Raw genomic sequence first — 19,685 nt, 5'->3', positions numbered from 1 at the left:
CCTCGAGATTATTCAGGCATTGCGTAGACGCTTACGCGCCCACAAGCCGCCCATCGCCATCAGCACCAGGCCCGGCAGAACCGGATCGAACGGAGCACCTGGTTTGCCTGCGGTGCAACCAAAGATGGTACCGCCGCCACTACTGGACGCTGCAGTGGGCTCTTCAGGCTCGGGTTCAACCGGAGTATCTGGAATCATCGGATCATCAACTGCACCATTCAGACCGGTAACCCTGAACGTGAAGCTACAAGTCGTACTCACACCATCACCGGTACAGGTTGGCCAATTGGCAGCCGCGCCCACTGAAATTGTGGGGTTGATATTGACGTTGGCGAGATCTTCAATCGGGCCTTGAACATAACCGGCAACGCGTTCATATGCCGCTTCATCAGCCAGAATCGTCGCGTTTACAGCCTCAACAGTTTCGAACGAACCGTCTGCCAACTCATACAACCCATCCTCACCCTCATCAGACCTCCATGTAGCGTAGAGGGAGCCGTCTGAAGTATTGAGCACTTTCGGAGGTTGATTAGCCCACTCGGCGAAGGCATCAATGGCTACAGCCTCGCCATCGATCAGGACTTTGAAACCCTCGCCCGTATTGTTGTAATCGGCAACATACAGGCCAGCAGCAGAAGACTGATTCAATGAAATTGCATCAGGTACAGTATCTTGGGCATCCCCCTCACCCAAGGTATCCACAATTGGCCCTACATCGTCGGCTACGCTCGGGTCGAAGTTAATGCTGTTGGGATCCCATCGATCAGCGAGAGTATCTACCGTATTGTCGCCATCGGCATCTACCTCAACTGTCGTACTAAAGACTTTTTCATAAGTCTGCCAATCCGGCGCGGAAGCCGTTCCGGCGTTATAAGCCAGAAGGATCGAGTCGTTGGCCGGATTACCATCGTGATCAATAAACCATCCCGTGGGCGTTTCGCTCAGCGTCCGCCAATCACCAAACAAAGAACTGTACTGCGTGGCAATGGTGCCATTGGTTTCAAGCACATCTCCATCATCAGCCGTAGCAAGCGATTCAGTAAATGGAGCAACCTCGGTGCTGAAGAAAGGCAATCCCTCAACTTTACTACCGCCGAAAAGGCCGCCGGGGTACTTACCAACAGGCCCGATACTCAGTTTAGCGCCATCTGCAAAGCCGAAACCCAGACCATCACCAACAGATGAACGCATAAACTCGCTTCCAACCCCAAAACCGAGCTCGAAACGGATCGCATTCAAATCACCGCCAACCGAATTGGAGGCGTCGGTAAGATTGGAAAACTTGCCAATCACCCGATAGAGACTTACCGAATCATCGGCTGACACATCGACAACAATGTCGATGGGACCATTGGTTTCGGTTGTTTTAAGCTTGAAACGCTTTCCGGAATCAGGCGGGGCTGTACAGTTGTCGCCGGGGGCACGATCGGGCTGAGCCATCAGGCAACCGGCAAAATCGTATGTCTGCTGGGCGGTGAACGGCTCGTTATAGACCTTGATCCCCAACCCTACATTGCCAAAATCGTTAACCGGATCGAGCCACCCAAAGCTGGCAGTTCCCTCTGTATCGGTATACACCAAGGTTTTACCTTCAACCGGTGGAACCGCAAGGTTTTCTTCGTTCACTCCCTCCATCGTTGCCGCAACAGCCACACACGGCAGGCCAATCATGGAACAAAACACGGCGCTAGCAAGTCGATGTCTCGCAAAATCATTTTTATAGTAGTCATAATGCTTTCCCTAATGCAGTTCAGAAAATCCAAAACATAGAGCAGTTCAAGATTACCGTTCATTCACAATCGTAAAGCACAAAAACCGATAAGCAAATGCTTTTTAGTTACAACTAGTAGAACAATCTAGCACGAACAGTTCTCATGCTTTTGCCAGAAGCGCAAAGCTGCAACATCGCGATCGGCCGTATACCCAGCCATGAGGCGCCCACGAACAGGAATCTCAAGACAATTACCTGTGAAAGAAAACTCCATTACACCGCTCGCAGTTGCAGCCAGTCGTTCCTGTCTAGCCACCGAATCGATAGGTGTGACTTTTTGTCGCACCCTCAAAGCCGAGCAGACCTGAATACCAATCAGGCAGTGTTCACCTTCGAGTCCTTGTAGGCTCACTGCTTAATGATTTTATATTTCGGAGAATTGCTGCATTTCCGTATCAAATAAACTCGTCCAGAAACTATCTGTTACGGTATGCCTCTGGATTCTTTTGATAAAAGCGGCCTTAATAGCTGCAAATAAAAGATTCCAAATTTCCTCGGTGTATCAATTTCGTTTGCTGCCTCGCGCTAAAAATGAGGCAAAACCACGCTTTGATGCTGCCCTCAAGCAAGTAAGGAAAACCATGACAGTCTCGAGCTTCCTCACCAACATGACCATCCGGACCAGATTGGCTGGCGGCTTTGCGGTTCTCCTGCTGCTGACCATCGTAGTGGGATTGGTAGGTGATCGGGCCCTGGAGAGCTATGGCCAACGTTCGAACATTGTTGCCATGCTCGGGCAGGTAAACACCAACCTGACCGAAGCCCGGGTTGAGGAGAAGAACTTTCTGCTGACCGGTGAGGCGCAGGCTGTTGCCCGGACTCAGGCCCAGGGCGACCGGGTTCTGGAGCTGACCAATGAGATCAAGCCGCTGCTCGCAGTCGCCAAGGATATTGAAACCTTGGGCCAGATCCAGGCAGACGTAAAACAATACCAGCGGCTCATGGGCGAGGTTGAAACCAACATTGGTGAACGGGAGGCAGCGCTCGAGCGCCTTGAAACCAGTGCCCGCATCTTCGGATCTTCTTTGAAGGCCCACAGCTCTCTGTTCTTCGCTTCAGCCATTTTCGAGGATATGCGTCGCTCTGAACGCAAGTTCCTGATCGAACATGATGACGCCAGCGTCAAGGCTTATCTCGATGATGCGAAAAGAGTCCAGGGCCCGCTGAAATCAGCGGCGATCACGACCGAGGAAAAAGACCAGATCAATGCTGCGCTGAAGACCTATGTCAATGAATTTCAAACGGTCGTGGATCTCACCAACTCCGGAAAACAGCTGTCGGATGATATGGTCAGCACAGCTCGCAGTGCCATCGAATCGGCAAATAACCTTCGGGCACTTCAGACTGAGAAAATGGAGGCTGATCGTGAGCAGGCTTCCTGGTTGATCTTCGGCGCGACCGGTATCGCCCTTATTCTTGGCATCCTGATGGCCCTACTCATTACCCGCGCCATCGTCTCCCCTGTTAACCAGGCAGTGAGCATCGCCTCCGAGGTGGCTTCTGGCAACCTGACCGTGGATATCAAGGCCAGCGGTACCAACGAGATCGGACGACTGATGGCTGCCCTGGCTACCATGGTGACCAGCCTCCGGGAATTGGTAAGAAGTATTGAGTCGGGGGCCTCCAATATTGCAGCCTCGGCAGAAGAACTCTCAACTGTTACCAGCCAGACCAGCGATGGCATCAATCGTCAGAAGCAGGAAACCGATCAGGTTGCTACCGCCATGAACGAAATGACCGCAACCGTTGGTGAGATCGCCCGCAGCGCCGAACAGGCCTTTTCCGTGGCCGCCGATGCGGCCAGCCAGGCCAGCGACGGTGAGCGGGAAGTCCGCGCGACCGTAGATCAGGTCAACAATCTGGCACGGGAAGTCAGCCAGAGCATGGAGACCATCCAGGGACTCCAGAAAGAAACCGCGAACATCGGCACCGTTCTGGATGTGATCAAATCCGTCGCCGAGCAGACCAACCTGCTGGCGCTGAACGCCGCTATCGAGGCAGCGCGGGCTGGTGAGCAGGGTCGCGGCTTTGCCGTGGTGGCCGACGAGGTGCGCTCTCTCGCACAGCGGACACAATCATCGGCCCAGGAAATCGAGACTCTGGTAACGTCACTTCAGAACAGCGCCGGTGACTCGGTGTCCGCGATGGAGTCCAGCACCACCATGGCCTCGAACACCCTTGAACGTGCCACGGCAACCGGAACGACCATTGAGCGCATTGCCCGTGCTGTAGAGGAGATCAAACAGTACAACAGTCAGATTGCCACAGCTTCCGAACAACAGACTTCGGTGGCCGAGGAAATCAACCAGAACATTACCAGCATTCGGGATGTTACGGATCAGTCCGCCGCCTCATCGAACCAGACCGCCAGCTCGAGCAGCGAACTGGCAAGGCTGGGCAGCGACCTGCAGAACCTTGTTTCACGTTTCAGGCTGTAATTGAACAGCCTGCTGCCTAATCATCCCGATTCCAGTACACCCGAACGAGGTTCGATTCCTTGGTGTACTGGATGTCCAGATTACCGTCGTACGCTCGCTCAATAGCCTCCCCGGTGCCCCGGGGTAGATGCAGATCGGTGAATTTCACCACCAGCTCTCCCTCTGGACCGTCTTCCACACTCATAAGACGTTTCATCGGGTGCTCGAGCTTTTCTTCCTCGACCTTGTTGTGGATGAGTTTCAGGATTGCATCTCGATGCTTACCCAGAAAGCCCCCGGAGAGAGTCAGTATTCCAGCTGGCATATTATCCCGGATTCGCTCACAAGCCGGACACATAAGCTCGTTAAGCTCGCCTGCGGGTGGCGTTGCCCACTGCCAGCGCCCTTTATGGAAAGCTGCACCGCACTCGGAGCATATCGCTGGCTCCTTGGGCTTGGATCTGGCTACGTATGGATCGTGAATCTCTTCTTTGAGAAGCCGGTCATCCCGTCCGTGGCCAGCTGCAACACTGTCTTTGCCGCTCATGCCCTCACTCCTTTCCCTGATGACGGAATCTGGTCGTTCATTGCAGCCCGTGACGGTCAAAAATTTCCCTGACCTCACGTTCGGTCTCTGCAGGCACGATGACCTTGACCAGCTTGGCGTCTTCGTCGATGTAGATGTTATCCCGGGGAATGCCGGTCGCAATCAAGTCATCCCAGGTATTCTTGGCCTGGTCGCGATCCCGATAGGCGCCGTTTACTGTTTTGCTCATGAGTGAAACCTCCTGTTTGATTTCGATTTCCTTACATCTGAAAGAATAGGCAGGGAGGGTGGAGCTGTGCAAATATTGATCAACCGGAAATTGACGGAGAGCAAGACTGGAAGGCTAAAGCAAAACGCCCCAGCCTGTGGGGTGCACAAACTGAGGCGCTTTGGACTTTATTTGGCACGGCTGGGAGGATTATTCGGGCCTTTGGCCCTCACCCCTTCGGGGTCGCCGTCGCATTGCTCCGGCGTTCCTCAACCCACTGCGTGGGTTTCGGTCGAACCTCTTATCGGTTCAAATCCTCCCAGCTATACAAAGCAAAACGCCTCAGCCTGTGAGGTTCACAAACTGAGGCGTCTTGATCTTAATATGGCGCGGCTGGGAGGATTCGAACCTCCGACCGCCTGGTTCGTAGCCAGGTACTCTATCCAGCTGAGCTACAGCCGCTTAAAACTTGTGGCAGGTTGATCGATGGCGCGGCTGGGAGGATTCGAACCTCCGACCGCCTGGTTCGTAGCCAGGTACTCTATCCAGCTGAGCTACAGCCGCACATTGATCACTTGCTGTGGTTGAGTGCTACTTCAACCTGTCTCTCTTTCCTCAAAAAGGAAATGGCGGAGAGGGAGGGATTCGAACCCTCGGTACGATTGCTCGTACGGTTCCTTAGCAGGGAACTGGTTTCAGCCACTCACCCACCTCTCCTTGAGAACGGGGCGTATACTACCATAATTTTTCTGTTTTCATAGGGTTGACACGAGATTTTTCGGGCCCGTTTCCCCACACCATCAAAAAAGCCGTTCAGGTTTCCCTTGAACGGCTTTCTGACTCTCAGCTGTTGCCGGGCTCGGGCTCTTCAGAGCCTTTTTCCGACTGAATCCGCTGGTAGATTTCTTCACGGTGTACCGCGACTTCTTTCGGGGCATTGACGCCAATGCGCACCTGATTGCCTTTCACTCCCAGGACGGTGACGGTGATATCGTCGCCGACCATCAGAGTTTCGCCCACGCGGCGAGTCAAAATCAACATATCCCTTACTCCCTATCCAGAGCTACCTGTTCCGATAAATGGTTTTTTGATCTATTTATTGCTTTTATAGTGGGATCACTTACTGATCTGTAGACGCACATTCCCTTATACGGTGCACGTTTGTCATAGGCTCAGTATATGACGCCCTTTTTTCGGAGGCCCCGCAGACCGACCTTTTATCTGCGGTTTTCAGGCCTCTTCCGATACCGCGGGCTTGTCCAGTTCAAATGCACTGTGAAGTGCGCGAACCGCAAGCTCAAGGTATTTCTCGTCGATCACCACGGAAATCTTGATTTCTGATGTGGAGATCATCTGGATATTGATTCCCTCGTTGGACAGCGCCTCGAACATCTGAGTGGCCACACCAGCGTGAGAACGCATACCGACACCCACGATACTGACTTTGGCAATCTTGCTGTCACCGGCCACTTCACGAGCACCCAGTTCGTCAGCAACACGCTGAAGCACTTCTTTCGCACGCTTGAAATCATTGCGATGGACGGTGAACGTGAAGGCTGTGCGGTTATCCTCACCCACGTTCTGCACGATCATATCCACTTCGATATTGGCGTCACTCACCGGCTTCAGAATACGCAGCGCGCTGCCCGGGGTATCCGGTACGCCGGCAATGGTCAGTTTGGCTTCATCACGGTTAAAAGCGATGCCGGAAACAACCGGTTGTTCCATGGCGTTTTCATCCTCAAGAGTAATCAGGGTGCCCTCGCCTTCCTGGAAGCTGGAAAGAACCCTTAATGGAACGTTGTATTTACCTGCAAATTCTACAGAGCGGATCTGGAGCACTTTCGAACCCAGACTCGCCATTTCAAGCATTTCCTCGAACGTAATCCGTTCAAGCCTGCGCGCAGTGTCGACAACCCTTGGGTCGGTTGTGTAGACACCGTCAACGTCAGTGTAGATCTGGCATTCGTCTGCCCTGAGCGCTGCCGCCAGAGCCACCGCTGTGGTATCGGAGCCGCCACGCCCGAGCGTAGTGATGTTTCCACTCTCGTCTATGCCCTGGAATCCGGCAACCACAACCACTCGACCAGCATCCAGATCTTCGCGCATGCGCTGCTCATCGATCTGTTTGATCCGCGCCTTGGTATGGCTGCTGTCGGTCAGGATGCGCACCTGAGAACCGGTGTAGGACCGTGCTTCACAACCGAGCTTCTGCAGCGCCATGGACAGGAGCGCAATGGTTACCTGCTCACCAGTGGATACCAGCACATCCATCTCACGCGGTGTCGGCTCCTCCATGATGTTGTTGGCCAGGGCGATCAGCCGGTTGGTTTCACCGCTCATGGCGGAAACCACGACAACAACATCATGACCTTCCTTCCGAAAACGGCTCACCTTCTCGGCTACCGCTTCAATACGCTCGGTTGTTCCAACCGATGTGCCACCAAATTTCTGAACCAACAGAGCCATTATTTTCCCAATATCCGAAACGGGGACTCACAGCGGAGTGACACTCCGCCACTAAGAAGAAACGGGCGAGATTATAAACCCCAGCCCGCCGACAAAAACAGTTGCTTAAGCGATATTTTTCTCGACCCAGCCGGCAACACCCGCCAGGGCATCCTCCAGCTTGGATGGATCGTTGCCACCACCCTGAGCCATGTCGGGTCGCCCCCCGCCCTTGCCATCGACCTGCGCGGCCAGATGCTTCATGAGGTCCCCGGCCTTGATCCGGCCCGTGGCCGATTTTGTAACACCGGCAACCAGAGTCACCTTGCCATCTTCCACGCTGGCCAGAACCACAACGCCCTCGCCCAGCTTGTTCTTCAGCTGATCAGCCGTCTCCATCAGGGCCTTGCGGTCAGCACCTTCCAACTCGGAAGCCACCACCTTGAGCCCGCCGACGTCGACAGCGGTGCTGGCCAGATCGGTACCGGCCGAGGAAGCAAGTTTTGCCTTCAGCGCGCCCACTTCCTTCTCAAGCTGACGGTTGCGGTCAATCGTCTGCTGGACCTTTTCAATGACCGACTCGCGGGAGCCTTTCACCAGACGGGCCGCCTCGCGAAGGGTACGCTCGGTGCCGTCGATCCAGTCCAGCGCGCCCATGCCGGTAACGGCTTCGATACGACGGACGCCGGATGAGATGCCACTTTCAGAGGTAATACGGAAAAGGCCAATGTCCCCGGTACGGGAAACGTGCGTACCACCACACAGTTCAACGGAGTAATTGTCGGTACCCATGCTGAGTACCCGAACCACATCCCCGTACTTTTCCCCGAACAGCGCCATGGCACCCTTTTCCTGGGCCTTTTCCATGTCGGTAATTTCGGTCTGGACCGGGCTGTTTTCCAGGATCTGCTCGTTCACCTGGCGCTCAATCTCGCGAAGCTGCTCCGGAGTAACGGCCTCGAAATGGGAGAAATCGAAACGCAGTTTATCCGGGTCCACCAGTGAACCTTTCTGGCTAACGTGCTCACCCAGTACCTTGCGCAGGGCCGCGTGCAGTAGGTGCGTAGCGGAGTGGTTACGCTTGGTTCGCTCGCGACGGGCGTGATCAATCCGCGCATCGACTTCCAGCCCCGGAAACAGCTCGCCCTCGATCAGGGTGCCAAGGTGCAGGTGGTTATCCCCCTCCTTGCGGGTATCCGTTACCTTGAACCGGCCGCCGCTCCAGGTCAGCAGACCAGTATCGCCGACCTGGCCACCAGACTCGGCATAGAACGGCGTACGTTCGAGCACCACAACGGCCTCATCACCGGCTTCGGCGGTCTTTTCCTCGCCGTTCACGATGACTGCACGGATTTTCTCGTGGCCGTCAATGTGCTCGTAACCGGTGAACTCGGTCTTGCCCTCGAGCTGTAGGCCCGCGGCGTTGTAGTCGATGCCGAATTTGCTGGCTGCCCGGGCGCGCTCGCGCTGACCTTCCATCGCCTTCTCATAACCTTCGTAATCCAGCGTCAGGCCTCGTTCGCGAGCGATGTCGTTGGTCAGGTCGACCGGGAAACCATAGGTGTCATAAAGCGTGAAGATTGTCTCGCCCGGAATCTCGGCACCCTTGAGTTCGGCAATGTCCTGCTCAAGCAGACGCAAACCCTTGTCCAGCGTCTTGGCAAACTGCTCCTCTTCCTGCAGCAGAACCTTTTCAATCTGTTTGCGGCTGCTGACCAGCTGCGGGAAGGCCTCGCCCATCAGCTCGCACAGTGCACCGGTGAGTTTGTAGAAAAACGGCCCGGTTGCACCCAGCTTGTTGCCATGGCGTGCCGCGCGGCGAATGATACGGCGCAGCACAAAACCGCGCCCCTCGTTTGAGGGCATGACGCCGTCCGCGATCAGGAAGGCGCAGGAACGGATGTGGTCCGCGACCACACGCAAAGATGCTTCCGTGGTTGCGGCACCGCCCAGAATCTGTGAGGCGGCTGCCAGCAAATCCTGGAACAGATCAATTTCATAGTTGCTGTGAACACCCTGCAGAACCGCCGTGATGCGCTCCAGACCCATGCCAGTGTCAACAGACGGCTTGGGCAGCTTCAACATCTCACCGTCAGCGGTGCGGTTGTACTGCATGAACACCACGTTCCAGATTTCGATGTAGCGGTCACCGTCCTCTTCCGGTGATCCGGGGGGACCACCAGCAACATCCGGGCCGTGATCGTAGAAGATTTCGGTGCAGGGACCGCAGGGACCGGTGTCCCCCATCTGCCAGAAGTTGTCTGAGGCGTAACGGCCGCCTTTGTTATCGCCGATACGGACGATACGGTCTGCCGGCACGCCGATTTCCTTGTTCCAGATGTCGAAGGCTTCGTCATCTTCCGCGTAAACGGTAACCCAGAGTTTCTCCTGAGGCAGGTTCAGCCAGTTCTCGCCGGTCAGGAATGTCCAGGCGTAGTTGATGGCTTCCCGCTTGAAGTAATCACCGAAGCTGAAGTTGCCCAGCATCTCGAAGAAGGTGTGGTGACGGGCGGTGTAACCGACGTTTTCGAGGTCGTTGTGCTTGCCGCCAGCGCGGACACATTTCTGGGACGAGGTTGCCCGGGTGTAGTCGCGCTCTTCACGACCCAGGAACAGGTCCTTGAACTGGTTCATTCCCGCATTCGTAAACAACAATGTGGGGTCGTCCGCAGGTACCAGCGAACTACTTGGAACAATGGTGTGACCTTGCTGCTTGAAATAATCGAGGAATGCCTGTCGCAACTCTGCGGTTTTCATAGCCCTTTGATACCTTTCCAGAAACCCGGCGGAAATGCCGCCCGGTCCGCGATTGAATACGGATACTTACATGCTTGTGCAAATCCGCTACTCTAGCACACGCCGAGAACAGGAAAAACGTGAAACATCACAGGAGATTCCATGCCCCGACGCTTCCATGACGCCGAGGAACTATTCCCACCAGCCACCGCCCTCAAACGTGCCCTTGCCATTATTTACGACGGTTTGATCAGCATTGCCGTGCTGCTTGTCGCTACCTGGGGATACACCATGGTGGCTGGCTGGATCACCGGCTGGGACAGGTACGAACAGATGGCCGAGGCAGGCCAGCTTTCCGGGGACCCGGGGCTGACGTTCACGTTGTTCCTGATCCTTTACCTGTTCTTTGCCTATTTCTGGACGCGCATTGGCCAGACCCTGGGGATGCAGGTCTGGCGGATTCGAATTGAAAACATTGATGGTACTTCGGTGAGCTGGAGCAAGGCGCTCAGGCGTTACGTGACGGCGGCGGCTGTGATCTTCCTGACACTTCTGGGCAGCTACTACCTCGGAGCTGCCACCCTGTTTCTGGGCATCCCGGCTATTGTTGCGCTGTTCTATCCGATCAATGGTCTGTCCATTACCGACCGCCTCTCTGACAGCGTGGTTGTATCCATACCCAAAGAAGCGACCAAAAAGTAATGGTTTAGCCGGTGGGATAGCAGGGCTGGTCAACCAGCCCGCCGCATCAGGATGCCACCAGCCACGGCGCTTACCGCGATGGGCACCAGCACCGCAAGCATTGGGTTGAACCCGTATACAAGGCTCATTGGCCCAAGAAAATCCTGCATATATTTGAACAGAAGCCCCACCAACAGCCCGGTAAACACCCGGAATCCCATGGTTACCGAGCGCAACGGCCCAAAGATGAAGGATATTGCCACCAGCACCATGACCGCCGTTCCCAGAGGCATGAGCGCCTTCTTCCAGAACGCCAGCCAATAGCGGGAGGCGTTGAGGCTTTGCTCGCCAAGATAGGTGGCGTATGTGTAGAGTCCGGTCATCGAAAGATTCTCAGGCTTCACGATCAACACGCTGAGAACGCCGGGCGAGAGGCCGGTTTCCCAGCGCAGGGTCCGGTCGTCAACGCGTACTGTCCGATCATCCTCGAAGCTCGTGGTGCGAACATTCTCCAGCAACCAGTGGTCGCCCTGATAAATCGCTCGCTCCGCAAAACTTGCGGCCAGCAGCTGCCGATCATCATCAAACTGGAAACGCGACACTCCATGCAGGACGCCATTCGGTTGCACGGCATTCAGATGGATGTATGAATCCCCTTCCTTGTGCCAGACCCCCGAAGCCGACGCCACGTTGCTACCGGCGCCCAATGCCACCGCCTTGTAACTCTGGGCCACGCGCTCGGCAGGCGGAGCCAGATATTCGCCTATCAATACACCCATAACCACGATAACCAGCGCCGGCTTCATTGCGGACCAGACAATACGCTTGAGCGATACGCCGGCAGCCCGTACAACCGTCAACTCCGAGGAACTGGCCATAGAACCCAGGCCCACCAGGCAGCCCATGAAGGCACCCAGCGGCAGATAATCGTAGATTCGTCTTGGCAGGGTCAGAAAGACATACCAGAGTGCGTCCAGGATCTGGTAGTTGTTGCGGATGTCATCCAGTTCGGCGATGAACGCAAAAATGAGATCAAGGGACAACACCACCATCATCACGAGGAACATCGCACCGCCAACCGTGCGCATTACATACCCGTCAATCTTGCGCACGAGCACCCCCATCCCGAATCAGGCGCCGGCGGTACAACCACGCTGGGCCGAACTGAAGCCATAGCCCGAAGCCGAGGAACAACGCGTGGACCCAGAGCATGCCCAGCCATTCCGGGACCTTGCCGGCCGCCAGCCAGTCCCGGGCGACAATGAGCAGCCCGAGATAAGTAATGTAGACAAGCATTGCCGGTAACAGATGAAAGAACCGGCCCTGGCGTGGATTCACGCGGCTCAGCCTCACTGCCAGCAACGTCACAATTGGCACGATGAGCGGCAGCGAAAAACGCCAGTGCAGCAACGCACGATCTTCCAGGCGGTCTGACTGCATCAGGCTCCAGGTACTGGCGCCCTCTTCCCGCTGCTTGGTGCCAGCCTCGCCGCCCTCAATCTTCAGACCGTAGGCTTCGAAATCGATCACATTGTAATTCAGCTGGCCCGCGGCGCCCTCAAAGCGACCGCCGTTTTCCAGAATGAGAAAACGGCTGCCGGTTTCCGGATCGATCAGCTGGGAGCCGGAATCTGCGGTTATGATCGTCAGGCCACGCCCGTCCGGCGCGTACTCGGCGATAAAAACGCCCTGCAACTGGCGCTTGTCTTCACTCAAAGCCTCGGTATAGGTCACCCGTCCGCCAGAGGAAAAATCCTGGAAGCGCCCGGGCGCAAGCATTTCAAACTCGGTTGCCTTTCGTTGTTCGTTCAGAATTTCCTGAACCTGATTCATTCCCCAGGGCGACACGTAAAGACTCATGGCACCGACAATGATCATCACTGGCAGACTGCCCAGAAGCGTTTTTCCCAACAGTGCCTTGTCACTCACCCCACAGGCGGACAGGACCGTCATTTCGCTTTCGAGATACATACGCCCATAGGCGAGCAGGATACCGATGAACAGCCCGAGGGGCAGAATCAGCTCAAGAAAACCCGGAAACCGAAAGGCCATGATCTCCAGCAGCACACCGGCCGAAATGCTGCCCTGGGCCGCACTGTCGAGATATTTCAGGAAACGGCCACTCATGAACACCAGCAGCAGGATGCCCGAAACGGCAACCATGCTGATCATGATCTGGCGTATGAGGTAACGGAAAATGATGCTCAAATCGGTCTCTCTGGCGGTATCCGCTGAAACGTGGAGGTCGCTGGGAACTGCGCGTATTCTATGTAACCTTGGTGCCGAATGACAGAGTAGCGGTATTACACCGGCATAAAGGCACAGACAGGCACGGAAGCGGCGCCAATCGCTTGATAATTTCCCCGCAAGCCCCAATGCTAGACTAGATCACAATCAAGAACGATTCCCGCCGCCGGCGGGAGCCTCGTGAACAATCAACAGGAGTTGCCATGAATTTCAGCCTGAGCAGTAAAGCCATCGCCAGCACCAAAGCAGACTGTCTCGTAGTTGGCTTGCCTGAGAAAGGCACCTGGCCCGATTCGACGAATCAGGCCGATGAGGCTCTGGGCGGGATGATCAAGACACTCCAGAAGGCCGGTGACCTGTCCGGCAAGAATGCCACGACGCTGACCATTCCTCTGGCTGATCAGCCCTGGACTCGCCTGCTTGTGGTTGGCACTGGCAAGGATGAAGATCGCAACCCTGCCAACTACCGTAAAGCGTTGATCGCGATGATGACCGCGCTCAAGGACGGTCCGTCCAAAAGCGTCGCGATCGCCCTCGCAGATACCCCTGTAACCGGCGAAGAAGCAGTGAGTTCTGAAGCAGCCCGTGTCAGTCTGCTTGGCCGGACCCTTGAAGATCAGCTTTACACCTTCAGCGACTTCAAGAGCGAAAAACCCGCCGCCCGGAAGCTCAACAAAGCTATTGTGCATGCCTCCAGTGCCGGCAAGGCCCTCAAGGATGCCTTCAACCTCGGTCTGGCCACCGGCCGTGGTATGAATCTCACCCGGGATCTGGGCAACACGCCGCCCAACATCTGCCACCCGGAATGGCTGGCTCAGCAAGCCAAGAAGCTGGCCAAGGATTACGACTGCATCAAGACCGAAGTGCTTGACGAAAAGCAGATGGAAAAGATGGGCATGAACACCATCCTGGCCGTGGGCAAAGGCAGCACCCAACCGCCGCGACTGATCGTGATGGAATACCGTGGTGGCAAGGCCAAGGACAAGCCCCACGTACTTGTGGGCAAAGGTATCACCTTCGACACCGGCGGTATCAGCCTCAAGCCCGGCGAGGGCATGGATGAAATGAAGTACGACATGGGCGGCTCCGCCAGTGTCTTCGGCGCCATGAAAGTGCTCGCCGAAACCCAACCCAAGATCAACGTGGTGGCTGTGATTGCCGCAGCAGAGAACATGCCGGATGGCGGCGCTTCCCGCCCTGGCGACATCGTGACCACGCTCTCCGGCATGACTGTTGAAATCCTCAACACCGACGCCGAGGGGCGCCTGGTATTGTGCGATGCCCTCACCTACGTGAAGAAGTTTGACCCGGCCGCCGTCATCGATCTGGCGACCCTGACCGGCGCCTGCATCATTGCACTTGGCAATCACGCCACCGGCCTGCTGGCCAACAACGATGAACTGGCCAACGAGCTTCTTGCTGCCGGCGAGCGTGCCGGTGACCGGGCATGGCGCCTGCCGCTCTGGGACGAATACCAGAGCCAGCTCGACAGCAACTTTGCCGACATGGCCAACATCGGTGGCCGCCCTGCAGGGACCATAACAGCGGCCTGTTTCCTTTCCCGCTTTGCCAAGGACTATCGCTGGGCGCACCTGGACATCGCCGGCACCGCCTGGCACTCCGGCAAAGCCAAGGGCTCATCCGGTCGCCCGGTGCCCATGCTGGTCGACTACCTGATGTCCCATGCAGGAAAGTAAGCCCTCCAGCTCTTCGGAGACCGGCAGCCCGGCTGCCGGCCACTCCGGACAGGAAGACCGGAACCAGCGCTACTGGTTTCACATCCTTGCCCAGAACATGCCCGCCGCACGCAATCTCCACGCGGCAAAACTCGTGGACAAAGCCTGGCAGCAGGGCGACCGCGTGTGCGTCGTGTGCGATACCATGCAACACGCAGATGAGCTGGACGACCTGCTCTGGAACTTCAGCCCGGACGCATTCATCCCCCATAGCGTTGTTCCGGACTCCGCCACAACCTGCTCCGACCCCGTTGGCATTCTGCTTTGCCCGCCGGCGCCAGAGGATTGGGATACCGTGATCATTCTCTCCGCAACCTTGCCGGCGGATGCCGACCGGTTCAAGCGACTGGCCCTGGTTGCCCATAACGACCCGAATGTTCTTAATCAGGCGCGGTCACACTTCAAGCAATTGCGGGCACTGGGGATTGAACCCCGGGTGCATGATCAGAGGAAGCGTTAGGTTCGCCGCAAACAGGGCGACCATGTATAATCGTGCGTCTCAATTTTCCCTTGTGAATCAACCAACGGTCACTGCAGAACCCCATGGAAAAAACCTACCAGCCAGAAAACATCGAGCGCCAGTGGTACGAAAACTGGGAATCCAAAGGGTACTTCCGCCCCAGCGGTGAAGGCCAGTCCTACAGCATCGCGATCCCGCCGCCCAACGTAACCGGCAGCCTGCACATGGGCCACGCGTTCCAGCACACCATCATGGACACCCTCACCCGCTTCAAGCGCATGCAGGGCCGTAACGCACTGTGGACGGTTGGTACCGACCACGCCGGCATTGCCACCCAGATGGTGGTTGAGCGCAAACTCGCTGCGGAAGAGGACAAGACCCGCCACGATCTGGGCCGGGAAGAATTCATCAAGCGCATCTGGGACTGGAAAGAGCACTCCGGGGGCACCATCACCCGCCAGATCCGCCGCCTTGGCAATTCCGTGGACTGGGACAACGAACGCTTCACCATGGACGACGGCTTCTACAAAGCCGTTCAGGAAGTGTTTATCCGCCTGTACGACGAGGGACTTGTCTATCGCGGCAAGCGGTTGGTGAACTGGGACCCGAAACTGCACACCGCCATCTCCGATCTGGAAGTTGAAAACAAGGAAGAAAAAGGCTTTTTCTGGCACCTGCGTTACCCGCTGGCTGACGGCACGCAAACCCAGGATGGCAAGGATTACCTGATCGTTGCCACTACCCGGCCGGAAACCATGCTCGGTGACACGGCCGTGGCCGTGCATCCGGAAGACGAGCGTTATCAGCACCTGATTGGCAAGCACGTGATGCTGCCGCGGGTGAACCGCCGTATCCCCATCGTTGCCGACCATCACGCCGATCCGGAGAAAGGCTCCGGTTGCGTGAAGATCACGCCGGCCCACGACTTCAACGACTATGCCGTGGGCAAGCGCAACAATCTGCCGATGATTAACGTCATGACCCAGGACGCCAACATCCGGGACGTGGCCGAGGTGTTCAATGCCGACGGCACCGAAAACACCGAACTCGACGGCACCATGCCGGGCGCCTACGCTGGCCTGACCCGCGAAGCGGCGCGCAAGCAAATCGTTGCCGATATGGAAGCCGAGGGGCTGGTCGAGAACATCGAGGATCACGCACTCAGCGTTCCACGCGGTGACCGGTCGGGCCTGATTATCGAGCCCATGCTCACCGACCAGTGGTTTGCCGATGCCAAGACCCTGGCCAAGCCGGCCATTGAAGCGGTGGAAGACGGTCGTATCCAGTTCGTACCCAAGCAGTACGAGAACATGTACTTCGCCTGGATGCGCGATATCCAGGATTGGTGTATCTCGCGCCAGCTCTGGTGGGGCCACCGCATTCCGGCCTGGTACGACGCCGACGGCAATATCTACGTGGGCCGCAGCGAAGATGAAGTGCGCCAGAAGCACAACCTGGACGCCAATGTCGCCCTCGAGCAGGATGAAGACGTTCTTGATACGTGGTTCAGCTCTGCCCTGTGGACGTTCGGCACCCTGGGTTGGCCAGAGATCACCGAGCGCCTGAAAACCTTCCATCCGACCGACGTGCTGGTCACCGGCTTCGACATCATCTTCTTCTGGGTAGCCCGGATGATCATGATGACCATGCACTTTATGAAGAACGAAGACGGCAGCCCCCAGGTGCCCTTCCATACCGTCTATGTCACCGGCCTTATCCGTGATGAGCACGGCGACAAGATGTCCAAGTCCAAGGGTAACGTGATCGACCCGCTGGACATGATCGACGGCATCAGCCTGGATGACCTGCTGGAGAAACGAACCGGCAACCTGATGCAGCCCAAGCTGGCCGAGAAAATCGGCAAGCGCACCAAGAAGGAATTCCCGGAGGGCATCACCGCCCACGGCACCGATGCCCTGCGCTTCACCCTTGCCGCCATGGCAACGACCGGCCGCGACATCAACTGGGATATGAAGCGCCTGGAAGGCTACCGCAACTTCTGTAACAAGCTCTGGAACGCAGCCCGCTACGTGTTGATGAACACCGAAGGCGAAGACTGTGGCGTGAATGACGAGCCCGTGGAACTGTCTCTGGCAGACCGCTGGATCATCAGCGAGCTGCAGAGCTGCGAGCAGGACGTGATCCGTCACCTGGACCAGTACCGCTTCGATCTGGCGGCCTACGCGCTCTATGAGTTCATCTGGAACGAATACTGCGACTGGTATCTGGAGCTGTCCAAGCCTGTGCTCAGTGATGAAGACGCCAGTGCCGAAGCCAAACGTGGCACCCGTCGCACCCTGGTGCGCGTACTGGAATCCGTTCTGCGCCTGGCGCACCCGATGATGCCGTTTATCACCGAGGAAATCTGGCAGCGGATCGCGCCCCTGGCCGGCAAGACTGGCGACAGCATCATGCTGCAGGCCTACCCGCAACCGGATGCCACCAAGCAGGATTCAGCGGTTACCGCTGATATTGAATGGCTCAAGGGGGTGATCGTTGCCGTGCGGAACATCCGGGGCGAAATGAACATCTCGCCGGCGAAGAAGATCCCGGTATTGCTGCGTGGCAAAGACGCCGAGGATCAGCGCCGCATGAATGACAATCGCCAGTTCCTGAGTTCCCTGGCCAAGCTGGAGAGCCTGGACTGGTTTGAGGGTGACAAAGCCCCCATGTCTGCCACCCAACTGGTGGGAGACATGGAAGTACTGGTTCCCATGGCCGGCCTGATTGACAAGGAAGCCGAACTCAAGCGTCTGGACAAGGAGCTGGAACGCCTGCAGAAAGAGATCGGTCGCCTGGAGGGTAAACTGGGTAACGAGAAGTTCACGGCCAAGGCTCCGGCCGAGGTGGTCGAGAAGGAACAGGAAAAACTCCGGGACGCCCAAAGCAGCCAGGCCCGCCTGAGCCAGCAAAGGGCCGATATCGAGGCCATGTAACCGGCATGATCGGTATTCTCGGTGCAGGCTCTCTGGGAAGGCTCTGGGGCGCAATGCTACCCAACGGTTGCGTTGCCTTCGTCGCCAAACCGGGCGAGCCCACCGACTCAAGCGTCGATTACCGTTTCCGGCCCTTTGAGGGGCCGGAATCCTCCATACAGATTCCCTTCCTCACGACCGGCGACACGCCGGACCTGATGCTGGTGACAACCAAGGCCGGTGATACCCTGAGCGCTGTAGCAGGCGTGATCGACCAATTACCCGTTGATATCCCCATCCTGCTTTTCCAGAACGGACTGGGCAGCCAGCAAGCTGTCGCCGAGCGGTGGCCGGAGCGCCCGATCCTGGCCGCAACCACCACCGAGGGCGCAAATCGACCTGAACCGGGGCTTCTCGTCCATGCCGGTACCGGCGATACCTGGGTGGGTCCGCTGACGGAGCAGGCCAGATTCTCGGTGGACCGCGCGGTCGCCATGCTGGAAGACTCCGGCCTGGCCATCCATCGGGAGCCGGCCATCCTTCAGCGACTCTGGCAGAAACTGATCGTCAATGCGGGCATCAATCCCTACACCGCCATCCTGAACTGCCCCAATGGCGACATCCTGTCTGCAGGGCTATATCAGAACACCATCGACGAGCTTTGCCGGGAACTATCAGAGCTGATGAGCGCCGCCGCCCAGATCACGGAAACACCGGATTCCCTGCGCCAACGCATTGAACAGGTCGCTCAAAACACCGCGGGTAACACATCGTCCATGCGTGCCGATGTTCTCCGCAAACGCCAAACCGAGATAGACTTTATCAACGGGTATCTGGCAAAACTAGGAAAAGAACTCGGTATCGACACGCCGGTGAACCAAATGCTGACCGAACGGGTACAACAACTGTCGTCACATTAACAGGAGCAGACTGATGGGCATCCGCCTTTCCAAGATTTACACCCGTACCGGAGACGATGGCTCCACGGGCCTGGCCGATGGCAACCGGATTGCCAAGAATGCCCAGCGAGTTGAAGCCATGGGCACCGCTGATGAACTCAACTGCCATATCGGGTTGCTAATCGAAACCCTGGACAGCGACGACGAACTGGTGGAGAGCCTGCGCCGCATTCAGCACCATCTGTTTGACCTGGGGGGCGAATTTGCCATCCCCGGCAGCCGTGTGATTGGTGACGAACACATCGAATGGCTGGAGGGCACCCTGGACCGGCACAACGAAGGCCTGCCACCGCTGAAGAATTTTGTCCTGCCCGGAGGCAGTCCCGGCGCCGCCCAATGTCACCTTGCCCGGGCGGTCTGCCGTCGTGCAGAGCGGGTTGTCGTCGCCCTCGGCCATGAGGACTCTATCAACACCGCTTCCCGACACTACCTGAACCGTCTATCGGATCTGTTGTTTGTCATCGCCCGCGTACTGGCCCGGCGCGAGGGTGGCGAAGAGATTCTCTGGGAACAAAAAAAATCCGGCCTCTAAGGGCCGGATTTTTTATGCGCCTGATCGC

The 19,685-nt window shown here is 56.9% G+C and carries 15 protein-coding genes and 3 tRNA genes; 7 read left to right on the top strand and 11 right to left on the bottom strand.

What is annotated here, in order from left to right:
* Window positions 1–12: 12 nt before the first annotated feature.
* On the bottom strand, window positions 13–1,671 hold the full coding sequence (locus tag AC5JQH_RS18200) for a choice-of-anchor F family protein (protein WP_092031879.1): 1,659 nt from the start codon (window positions 1,669–1,671) through the stop codon (window positions 13–15).
* Window positions 1,672–2,352: 681 nt separating this feature from the next.
* Here AC5JQH_RS18200 and AC5JQH_RS18195 point away from each other — a divergent pair.
* Window positions 2,353–4,209 (top strand): HAMP domain-containing methyl-accepting chemotaxis protein, encoded by a 1,857-nt coding sequence (locus AC5JQH_RS18195; protein ID WP_053114927.1) that lies wholly within the window; start codon window positions 2,353–2,355, stop codon window positions 4,207–4,209.
* A gap of 16 nt (window positions 4,210–4,225) precedes the next feature.
* On the opposite strand, the gene AC5JQH_RS18190 is transcribed toward AC5JQH_RS18195, so the two are convergent.
* The 8 genes from AC5JQH_RS18190 to alaS all read right to left on the bottom strand — a co-directional run bounded on the left by AC5JQH_RS18190 (window position 4,226) and on the right by alaS (window position 10,148).
* A complete protein-coding gene (locus tag AC5JQH_RS18190) occupies window positions 4,226–4,735 on the bottom strand; it encodes a BCAM0308 family protein (RefSeq protein ID WP_053114926.1) in 510 nt (169 codons plus the stop codon).
* A gap of 37 nt (window positions 4,736–4,772) precedes the next feature.
* The gene (locus AC5JQH_RS18185) at window positions 4,773–4,964 is read right to left on the bottom strand and encodes an SPOR domain-containing protein (protein WP_053114925.1); all 192 of its coding nucleotides are present in this window, start codon (window positions 4,962–4,964) and stop codon (window positions 4,773–4,775) included.
* Between the two features lie 364 nt (window positions 4,965–5,328).
* Window positions 5,329–5,405 (bottom strand) — tRNA-Arg (locus tag AC5JQH_RS18180).
* A gap of 25 nt (window positions 5,406–5,430) precedes the next feature.
* Window positions 5,431–5,507: transfer RNA gene (locus AC5JQH_RS18175), tRNA-Arg, on the bottom strand.
* Window positions 5,508–5,570: 63 nt separating this feature from the next.
* A tRNA-Ser gene (locus AC5JQH_RS18170) sits at window positions 5,571–5,660 on the bottom strand.
* Between the two features lie 126 nt (window positions 5,661–5,786).
* Complete coding sequence (gene csrA, locus AC5JQH_RS18165) at window positions 5,787–5,984, bottom strand: carbon storage regulator CsrA (protein WP_008172808.1); 198 nt, start codon at window positions 5,982–5,984, stop codon at window positions 5,787–5,789.
* A 189-nt stretch (window positions 5,985–6,173) separates the two neighbouring features.
* Entirely contained in the window at window positions 6,174–7,412 is a 1,239-nt protein-coding gene (locus tag AC5JQH_RS18160) for an aspartate kinase (RefSeq protein WP_014576751.1), read from the bottom strand.
* 105 nt (window positions 7,413–7,517) lie between these two features.
* Complete coding sequence (gene alaS, locus AC5JQH_RS18155; RefSeq protein WP_008172812.1) at window positions 7,518–10,148, bottom strand: alanine--tRNA ligase; 2,631 nt, start codon at window positions 10,146–10,148, stop codon at window positions 7,518–7,520.
* A 141-nt stretch (window positions 10,149–10,289) separates the two neighbouring features.
* On the opposite strand from alaS, the gene AC5JQH_RS18150 reads away from it, so the two are divergent.
* Window positions 10,290–10,829, top strand: coding sequence for an RDD family protein (locus AC5JQH_RS18150; RefSeq protein ID WP_008172814.1), 540 nt, complete (start codon window positions 10,290–10,292; stop codon window positions 10,827–10,829).
* 29 nt (window positions 10,830–10,858) lie between these two features.
* On the opposite strand, the gene lptG is transcribed toward AC5JQH_RS18150, so the two are convergent.
* Window positions 10,859–11,920, bottom strand: a complete 1,062-nt coding sequence (gene lptG, locus AC5JQH_RS18145) for an LPS export ABC transporter permease LptG (protein ID WP_062784951.1) — start codon at window positions 11,918–11,920, stop codon at window positions 10,859–10,861.
* Window positions 11,907–13,016 carry an LPS export ABC transporter permease LptF gene (gene lptF / locus AC5JQH_RS18140; RefSeq protein WP_008172817.1) on the bottom strand — a complete coding sequence of 370 codons (1,110 nt, stop codon included), beginning with the start codon at window positions 13,014–13,016 and terminating at the stop codon, window positions 11,907–11,909. Before lptF ends, lptG begins: the two co-directional genes overlap by 14 nt.
* Before the next feature lie 242 nt (window positions 13,017–13,258).
* On the opposite strand from lptF, the gene AC5JQH_RS18135 reads away from it, so the two are divergent.
* From AC5JQH_RS18135 to AC5JQH_RS18115, 5 genes are all read left to right on the top strand, one after another.
* On the top strand, window positions 13,259–14,752 hold the full coding sequence (locus AC5JQH_RS18135) for a leucyl aminopeptidase (protein ID WP_491713857.1): 1,494 nt from the start codon (window positions 13,259–13,261) through the stop codon (window positions 14,750–14,752).
* Window positions 14,739–15,251 (top strand): DNA polymerase III subunit chi, encoded by a 513-nt coding sequence (locus tag AC5JQH_RS18130; RefSeq protein ID WP_092031892.1) that lies wholly within the window; start codon window positions 14,739–14,741, stop codon window positions 15,249–15,251. The genes AC5JQH_RS18135 and AC5JQH_RS18130 overlap by 14 nt, the downstream gene beginning before the upstream one ends.
* An 83-nt stretch (window positions 15,252–15,334) precedes the next feature.
* Window positions 15,335–18,187, top strand: a complete 2,853-nt coding sequence (locus tag AC5JQH_RS18125) for a valine--tRNA ligase (RefSeq protein WP_092031894.1) — start codon at window positions 15,335–15,337, stop codon at window positions 18,185–18,187.
* 5 nt (window positions 18,188–18,192) lie between these two features.
* Window positions 18,193–19,086: a ketopantoate reductase family protein gene (locus AC5JQH_RS18120; protein WP_053114922.1), complete on the top strand. Its 894-nt coding sequence runs from the start codon at window positions 18,193–18,195 to the stop codon at window positions 19,084–19,086.
* A 13-nt stretch (window positions 19,087–19,099) separates the two neighbouring features.
* On the top strand, window positions 19,100–19,657 hold the full coding sequence (locus tag AC5JQH_RS18115) for a cob(I)yrinic acid a,c-diamide adenosyltransferase (protein ID WP_493805806.1): 558 nt from the start codon (window positions 19,100–19,102) through the stop codon (window positions 19,655–19,657).
* The last annotated feature ends 28 nt before the right edge of the window (window positions 19,658–19,685 follow it).

The sequence above is a fragment of the Marinobacter sp. H13 genome, assembly GCF_059072335.1.
Note: the sequence above shows the minus strand (reverse complement) of the source record. Positions and strands in the feature narration are given on the sequence as shown.

Bases quoted from the DNA above. Each gene is read 5' to 3' on its own strand.
- AC5JQH_RS18200 (WP_092031879.1), bottom strand. From the start codon at position 1,671: ATGATTGGCCTGCCGTGTGTGGCTGTTGCGGCAACGATGGAGGGAGTG.
- AC5JQH_RS18195 (WP_053114927.1), top strand. From the start codon at position 2,353: ATGACAGTCTCGAGCTTCCTCACCAACATGACCATCCGGACCAGATTG.
- AC5JQH_RS18190 (WP_053114926.1), bottom strand. From the start codon at position 4,735: ATGAGCGGCAAAGACAGTGTTGCAGCTGGCCACGGACGGGATGACCGG.
- AC5JQH_RS18185 (WP_053114925.1), bottom strand. From the start codon at position 4,964: ATGAGCAAAACAGTAAACGGCGCCTATCGGGATCGCGACCAGGCCAAG.
- csrA (WP_008172808.1), bottom strand. From the start codon at position 5,984: ATGTTGATTTTGACTCGCCGCGTGGGCGAAACTCTGATGGTCGGCGAC.
- AC5JQH_RS18160 (WP_014576751.1), bottom strand. From the start codon at position 7,412: ATGGCTCTGTTGGTTCAGAAATTTGGTGGCACATCGGTTGGAACAACC.
- alaS (WP_008172812.1), bottom strand. From the start codon at position 10,148: ATGAAAACCGCAGAGTTGCGACAGGCATTCCTCGATTATTTCAAGCAG.
- AC5JQH_RS18150 (WP_008172814.1), top strand. From the start codon at position 10,290: ATGCCCCGACGCTTCCATGACGCCGAGGAACTATTCCCACCAGCCACC.
- AC5JQH_RS18135 (WP_491713857.1), top strand. From the start codon at position 13,259: ATGAATTTCAGCCTGAGCAGTAAAGCCATCGCCAGCACCAAAGCAGAC.
- AC5JQH_RS18130 (WP_092031892.1), top strand. From the start codon at position 14,739: ATGCAGGAAAGTAAGCCCTCCAGCTCTTCGGAGACCGGCAGCCCGGCT.
- AC5JQH_RS18125 (WP_092031894.1), top strand. From the start codon at position 15,335: ATGGAAAAAACCTACCAGCCAGAAAACATCGAGCGCCAGTGGTACGAA.
- AC5JQH_RS18120 (WP_053114922.1), top strand. From the start codon at position 18,193: ATGATCGGTATTCTCGGTGCAGGCTCTCTGGGAAGGCTCTGGGGCGCA.
- AC5JQH_RS18115 (WP_493805806.1), top strand. From the start codon at position 19,100: ATGGGCATCCGCCTTTCCAAGATTTACACCCGTACCGGAGACGATGGC.